Source organism: Paenibacillus sp. FSL R5-0490, assembly GCF_001956215.1.
GTDB lineage: Bacteria > Bacillota > Bacilli > Bacillales > Cytobacillaceae > Cytobacillus.
On record NZ_MRTQ01000003.1, the window covers coordinates 210,297 to 216,382 of the forward strand.

At 38.4% G+C, this 6,086-nt stretch carries 9 protein-coding genes; 6 read left to right on the forward strand and 3 right to left on the reverse strand.

The features are described 5' to 3' along the window. The first annotated feature begins 96 nt into the window (after positions 1–96). Entirely contained in the window at positions 97–1,155 is a 1,059-nt protein-coding gene (locus tag BK139_RS04005; protein ID WP_076256968.1) for a YkvI family membrane protein, read from the forward strand. 44 nt (positions 1,156–1,199) lie between these two features. On the opposite strand, the gene BK139_RS04010 is transcribed toward BK139_RS04005, so the two are convergent. Together BK139_RS04010 and BK139_RS04015 are read right to left on the reverse strand one after the other, a co-directional pair. Continuing rightward, positions 1,200–1,886, reverse strand: coding sequence for a hypothetical protein (locus BK139_RS04010; protein ID WP_286147867.1), 687 nt, complete (start codon positions 1,884–1,886; stop codon positions 1,200–1,202). Positions 1,887–2,071: 185 nt separating this feature from the next. Further along, the gene (locus tag BK139_RS04015; RefSeq protein WP_076256970.1) at positions 2,072–2,683 is read right to left on the reverse strand and encodes a CPBP family intramembrane glutamic endopeptidase; all 612 of its coding nucleotides are present in this window, start codon (positions 2,681–2,683) and stop codon (positions 2,072–2,074) included. A 151-nt stretch (positions 2,684–2,834) separates the two neighbouring features. Between BK139_RS04015 and BK139_RS24280 the strand changes: the two genes are divergently transcribed. Beyond that, the gene (locus BK139_RS24280; RefSeq protein WP_019381647.1) at positions 2,835–2,945 is read left to right on the forward strand and encodes a DUF6254 family protein; all 111 of its coding nucleotides are present in this window, start codon (positions 2,835–2,837) and stop codon (positions 2,943–2,945) included. Positions 2,946–3,087: 142 nt separating this feature from the next. Here the strand turns inward: BK139_RS24280 and BK139_RS04020 are convergent, their stop codons facing one another. Further along, positions 3,088–3,276 (reverse strand): YkvS family protein, encoded by a 189-nt coding sequence (locus BK139_RS04020; RefSeq protein ID WP_009331029.1) that lies wholly within the window; start codon positions 3,274–3,276, stop codon positions 3,088–3,090. A gap of 273 nt (positions 3,277–3,549) precedes the next feature. Between BK139_RS04020 and BK139_RS04025 the strand changes: the two genes are divergently transcribed. The 4 genes from BK139_RS04025 (at position 3,550) to BK139_RS04040 (ending at position 5,923) form a co-directional block, all read left to right on the forward strand. Further along, entirely contained in the window at positions 3,550–3,744 is a 195-nt protein-coding gene (locus tag BK139_RS04025) for a hypothetical protein (RefSeq protein ID WP_076256972.1), read from the forward strand. A gap of 147 nt (positions 3,745–3,891) precedes the next feature. Then, a complete protein-coding gene (locus BK139_RS04030) occupies positions 3,892–4,635 on the forward strand; it encodes an SDR family NAD(P)-dependent oxidoreductase (protein WP_076256973.1) in 744 nt (247 codons plus the stop codon). 151 nt (positions 4,636–4,786) lie between these two features. Then, positions 4,787–5,158, forward strand: coding sequence for a cbb3-type cytochrome c oxidase subunit I (locus BK139_RS04035; RefSeq protein WP_076256975.1), 372 nt, complete (start codon positions 4,787–4,789; stop codon positions 5,156–5,158). Between the two features lie 126 nt (positions 5,159–5,284). Then, positions 5,285–5,923, forward strand: a complete 639-nt coding sequence (locus BK139_RS04040) for an ABC transporter ATP-binding protein (protein WP_076256977.1) — start codon at positions 5,285–5,287, stop codon at positions 5,921–5,923. Positions 5,924–6,086 lie beyond the last annotated feature (163 nt).

Sequence of the window (6,086 nt, forward strand, 5' to 3'; positions counted from 1 at the left end):
GGAATTTATACCCAATCTAAAGTTTATCTTAAAACCAAAAAAGCTCGTCTTTGTTTGTACCAGCCTACATATATTGGAAAGGAAGGAGGAGATTAAGTGAAGACGAATTGGGGGGCAGCTTTCCAGATCGCTGCCGTTTATGTGGGAACCGTGGTGGGAGCGGGCTTTGCCACTGGCAGGGAGATTGTAGAGTTTTTTTCCCGATTTGGTTTTATCGGTTTAATTGGGATACTGATGAGCGGTTATATATTTATTTTTCTCGGTTCCAAATTAATGAGAATCTCTGCACAGATAAAGGCAGCATCCTACCAGGAATTAAATGAATATTTATTTGGAAGATTTTTTGGTTCTGCCATTAATATATTGATGCTGTTTATGCTGCTTGGCGTATGTGCAGTTATGCTGTCAGGTGCAGGAGCAGTGTTTGAGGAACAGATTGGCATAAGCAAGACTGCAGGATTGCTCGTAACGATAGGGTTAACGATTTCTACAATGATAGTGGGCATTCGCGGATTATTTGCTGTTAATACATTTGTCGTTCCGATGATGATTGCATTTAGCTTTATTTTATTGTTTATAAGCATGAAGCTTCCTAATTTTGCAGAACAGGTTCTGTTTATCCCATATGCTGAAGATGGATGGAAGGCGGTTGTGGCCCCGTTTTCTTATACTGCTTTGAATTTAACATTGGCGCAGGCAGTCTTGGTGCCTGTGGCTTCTGAAATAAATGATGACCGGACAATCAAATGGGGCGGATACCTTGGTGGAGCCGCATTGACACTCATTTTGCTTTCCAGCCATTTAACACTTATGATGCTGCCGAATCTGGAAGCGTATGATATCCCGATGGCCGCCATTGTAAAGACATTGGCATCATCGTTCTATTGGATTTTTGTGTTTGTCATCTATGGAGAGATTTTCACATCTGTTATTGGGAATGTGTTTGGCATTGAGAGACAGGTAAAAAAACACTTTTCCGTGCCGAGTATTTTAATTGTGGGCTTTATCTTTGTAGTTTGTTACTTTATCAGTTTAATCAATTATGGAACATTGCTATCTTATTTATATCCGATTTTTGGATATGTAAGTTTGACCTTTATTATTCTTCTGTGGATGAAGCCGTTTGATGATGGAAGTAAGGGGAAAAAAGCCTAAAAAAAAGAAAAGAGATCCTTTTACATGGATCTCTTTCGCTTATATTACTCTTGCGGCTTCTCTTTCATAATGGTTTTCGCCATCTGCAGGAAAGCATCTTCATGGTCAGCGTCTTCTTTATTGAATATAGTGAGCTTCAGTGAAAGATCGTCATTTTTCACAAGATAGGCAGAAACCTTCTCACCGTTTCCTTCTGCTTTCATTACAGAAGCATTTTTGTAAAAATCATCTGAAGGAGCTTTGGATGTTTGTACGTTTTCGCTGACAGCTTCAAGCTGTGCTTTAGTGTTTTCTTCGATCATATCCCAATCTGCATCGTTCGGAAGGAGTTCAATTCGCATGAATATCTGATCATTTTCCGAGAGGTAGAGTACATCTTTATTTGGTTCCTCGGCAGTTAGCTCATATGCCGGCAGAACATACATCGAATAATTTTGATTATCACTATGCTTCAGGAAGGCTGTGTCATCCTTCGTCTCACCCTCAACTGAATAAGTCATATTCTGCTCAAGGATCCTTATTACACTATTACCTTCTCCATCTGTGCCATCTTCTGATGATTCTTCTTCTTCACTTTGTTCTTGTCCATCCTGTTCTTCCGAACCTCTATCTTCTTCATTTTGCCCAGGTCCTGCTCCATTGCCGGAATCATTCTGAGCTGTTCCGCACCCTGCCAGGATAGCACCTATAACACCCAGCATTAACATAAATTTCGCCATAATTTTCATCATGTTCCATCCTCCCGTTGTCTGTCAGCGCCTTTGCATAATTAGACGTATTTGAAATAAAAGAGTTACATATAAATTCCTATTTACTTGTACATTACCATTTATGTAAATCATCGACAACACTTAACAAGAATTAAAAAAAGACAATTCATGAAGAATTGTCTGTTCATCTCTGCGTCTGTGGAAATCTAATTAAATGGGAGCAGAACGAATAATAACAAGTCAAAAATAAGATGGGAGACGATTACTAAGGGAATGCTTCTTTTCCAGGCATATAGCCATCCCCAAAAGAGACCTGCAATTAATGCTGCAAAAGCGAGCATCCAGTATCCTGAATAAAAATGGACAGAAGTATAGAGGAGAGAAGATATAATGATGCTTACCTTAACTGTCGTATGTTTCATTAGTCTTTTCTGAACAAACCCTCTCCAAAACACCTCTTCTCCTGGAACTATGATTAATATAAGCACAATATAGTGCCAAATAAACGAAGGTGAAAATCGGCCGTATAATTGTTCAACCTGATTAACTAAGGGGAGGCTGAGCAAATCAAATAAACTGTATCCCGTCCAGAATAGTCCGTATAAAAGAAAACCTGAAAGAGTTCCATAGGTAATGTATGTTCCAAAAGAAGCCTTGTCTTCCACTTCCCCCATTATGATGGAGTAACTGATTAGCAGCAGTAAAGAGGCAGAAAAGATATACCAAAAAATTGATTTATCCTGAAATGTAAAATACATAAGCAGATGTGCGAATACCAGCCCGCCAATAAAACGGACATCTGCAACAATATTTTTCAATTGATTTAACTCCTTTCAAGCAAAAAAATAACCAAACACTATTCTAACAAAAAACAAACATAAAAAGTAAGGAAAAGATTTCTTTGGTAACGCTAAGATAAAATAATGCAGAAATGCTAATCATAAGCCCATATGAAGGGAGGTATGTATAATGACGAAATCAAAAAGAGAAAAAGAGCGTGCCTGGACAGTTAGAAAGCAGGATCAGCATCCACATGGAAAAGTGAAATCCTTAAAAGAGCTGTCAGGGGAGAAAGAATAAAATTACGGCCTCCTAAACAGGAGGCCATAACTGTGGAGCCGTAAATGGCCGATGGTTCGGATCACACAAAAGGCAAAACAAAAAGCAGCAAAAGAGCTGCTTTTTAAAGGGACGTAAGAATACGCTTTCATTTTTTCTTTTTTTATACTGCTGATTCTCTGACAACCTTATAATTTTTATGATTGACAACTGTTCTCTGATCTAATTCAAGATCCCGGTAGTTATCCATGTACGTTAAATCTACAATAACAGAATTCTCATTTACTTTTTCTACAATACCCTGTAGTCCATCACGGAATTCAATAATATTGCCAACTTCTGCTTTCTTCAAAAAGCATCTCTCCTTTTGTCCATTTCTTTCGCTGGTAGTAACAGTTTGCACTATATTTTGAAATGCGTAAAGAATTTTGCAATTCGGTGTTGCTAAGGTAAAATGTTACATTCTTTAGGTTGGTAATATTATACCAGATAAAATTCTTATTTACATTAAAATATTTAATATTCAGAAAAAAACATCGATATGCAAATATACTATTTGATGCTTCAAAATTAGCAGCACTTTATTTATGATTAAGAAAGAATGAAATAAAAGGAGTTCTGGATAATGAATCATGAACAAATTCAGGAAGTGCTCGAACAATTAAAAAATGGAATCATCTCTGAATATCATGTGTCTAAAGAAGATTTTCTTCCTTTTCGCAGTGTCATCGTAAAAAGGGAGGACTTTAAGCATTTTCGCGGAATCGCACAGAGAGGCGGACATGTTATTTATCAATATTTAGATTCACCCCGAAGCTGATAAAGGTATGAAGCTGAAATAGATAGCACATAGCAAAGACACTTGATTACATCAGGTGTCTTTGCTATGTCTATGCAATGTAAGTGAATAGAAAGCAAAGAAAACTGGGTATAAAAGCAATAGATCACTTCGAAGGGATGTGCAAGCATGAATGATTTTAAAGGAAAAACAGTCATTGTTACGGGAGGAGCCAGCGGAATAGGCAAGAGTATTGCCGAGTCATTCGCAAAGAAAGAGGCCAATGTTGTTATCGCCGACATTGATGAATTGAAGGGAAAAAAATTAGAAGAACATTTGAACCAAACGCGCATGAACAGCCTGTTCATTAAAACAGATGTTAAGAATGAAACTGAAATTAAGGAACTAATTACAAAATCATTTGAGGCGTTTGGTGCTATAGATATCCTGATAAATAATGCAGGCATATCAAAGTTTCATTCGTTCTTCGATTTGACTGTGGAAATGTGGGAGGAAGTAATCAATACGAATCTTCGGAGTGTGTTCCTGTGCAGCAGGGAGGCTGCCAAATTGATGAAACAAGGTTCCTGTATTATCAATCTTTCATCTACGAGAGCGGTAATGTCAGAAAACGGAACAGAAGCATACTCAGCTTCAAAAGGAGGAATTGCGGCAATTACCCACGCGATGGCCAGTAGCCTTGCTGAAAAGGGGATCAGGGTTAATTGCATAAGCCCCGGCTGGATTGAAACAGGCGATTATGAAAGTCTCAGAGAGGTTGACCATAAACAGCATTTTTCCAACAGAGTTGGAAAACCCGGCGACATTGCAAGGACTTGCCTATTTTTAGCCCATCCGGAGAATGATTTTATAACAGGTGAAAATATTACAGTGGATGGAGGCATGACAAGGAAAATGATTTATGAAGAATAATAAGTTTCTATTCTCCTTTAAATAAAAACCCTTTGTAAATTAACTATAAAGATGGTGAAAAAGTTAGAAAGAGGAACAAATCCCTTGTTCTAAATGGTTCTATAGGCTCATATTTTATTAATGCTTTAGAACGATTTATGGGAGGGGTTCAATGGGTATTACTATGATTAAGATTTCATCCGTATACTTTGCTGTGGGGATTCTTCTGGGGTATTATATGTCGAGTACTCATTCTTACCTATTAGGTCCTGTTCATGTCCATATTAATTTACTCGGATGGACGTCCTTGACTTTGGCAGGAATTCTATACTACTTGTTTCCTGCTCTTGCAGAAGGGAAAGCCGGGAAATGGCATTTTTGGCTTCATAATATCGGCCTGCCAATCATGATGCTGTCACTGTCCCTAGTCCTGGTTACAGAAAATAATGCCTTTCTTCCTGGTACTGCTGTTGGAGCCACGATAACGGCTGCCGGCATTTTAATTTTCGTATGGAACATTCTGAAAAATTTAAAGGCACAATAGCAACTATATTTAACGCATGGATTTTTAATCTGTGCGTATTTATTTTAATATTTTTAAAACACGGCAAACTTTTGTGGTTAAGGGGATAAGCTAGAGGGTATACGGAAACGGAAAAAGGAGCTGCATATGACAACAGACTTGCTGTTCGCCATTAGAGAATTAAGAGTTAATAACATTATAAATGTGAATCATCTTGACATAAAAAAAGATAAAGTAACCTGTATCACCGGAGAGAGCGGTGCTGGAAAATCAACTCTTTTGAAGACCCTGAACAAAATAATTACCCCTGATTCAGGTGAAATTTTTTATAAAGGCACTTCGCTGAAAGAAATCGACTCTGTCCAGCACAGGAGAAAAGTAATCATGCTATCGCAGGTTCCATTGATTTTTCCGGGCACAATAAAAGATAACCTGATTATGGGTTATAAGCTTAACGGAAAGAAACCTTGTGATGATGAAATACTTGTACAGGCTATACATAATATGCAGATGACTAAGGAGCTTCATGAAGATGCAGGAACTCTTTCAGGCGGGGAAAAACAGCGTCTGGCATTGGCAAGAATCCTGCTCCTTAAAGCAGAAGTTTATCTGCTGGATGAGCCGACTTCTGCACTTGACGAAGACACTGAGATGATGATTTTGGAGTACTTTATACGTGAAATCAAAAAGAAACAAGCTTCATTACTCATGATAACCCACTCCAATACAGTCAATGAACAATTCGCAGAAGAAAGAATATATTTATCGCAGTCTAACGGGCAGTAAGACCCCCACTTCAAGACTCAGAGGAATCAAAGGAGGATAAGGGGGGCCCAAACTGCCCGATCTAGCTGCGGCTCCTAGGGTCTCAAGGTCATAAGCCAATCAGCTGATGGGAAGAAAAGCACTCCCCGCCATCTGCTCGTCTTATGCTTGTCACCCCAAGGCA

Excerpts from the sequence above, each read along its gene's own strand:
- BK139_RS04025 (WP_076256972.1), top strand. The coding sequence starts at position 3,550 with ATGAATCATGAACAAATTCAGGAAGTGCTCGAACAATTAAAAAATGGA.
- BK139_RS04040 (WP_076256977.1), top strand. The coding sequence starts at position 5,285 with ATGACAACAGACTTGCTGTTCGCCATTAGAGAATTAAGAGTTAATAAC.
- BK139_RS04030 (WP_076256973.1), top strand. The coding sequence starts at position 3,892 with ATGAATGATTTTAAAGGAAAAACAGTCATTGTTACGGGAGGAGCCAGC.
- BK139_RS04035 (WP_076256975.1), top strand. The coding sequence starts at position 4,787 with ATGGGTATTACTATGATTAAGATTTCATCCGTATACTTTGCTGTGGGG.
- BK139_RS24280 (WP_019381647.1), top strand. The coding sequence starts at position 2,835 with ATGACGAAATCAAAAAGAGAAAAAGAGCGTGCCTGGACAGTTAGAAAG.
- BK139_RS04010 (WP_286147867.1), bottom strand. The coding sequence starts at position 1,886 with ATGATGAAAATTATGGCGAAATTTATGTTAATGCTGGGTGTTATAGGT.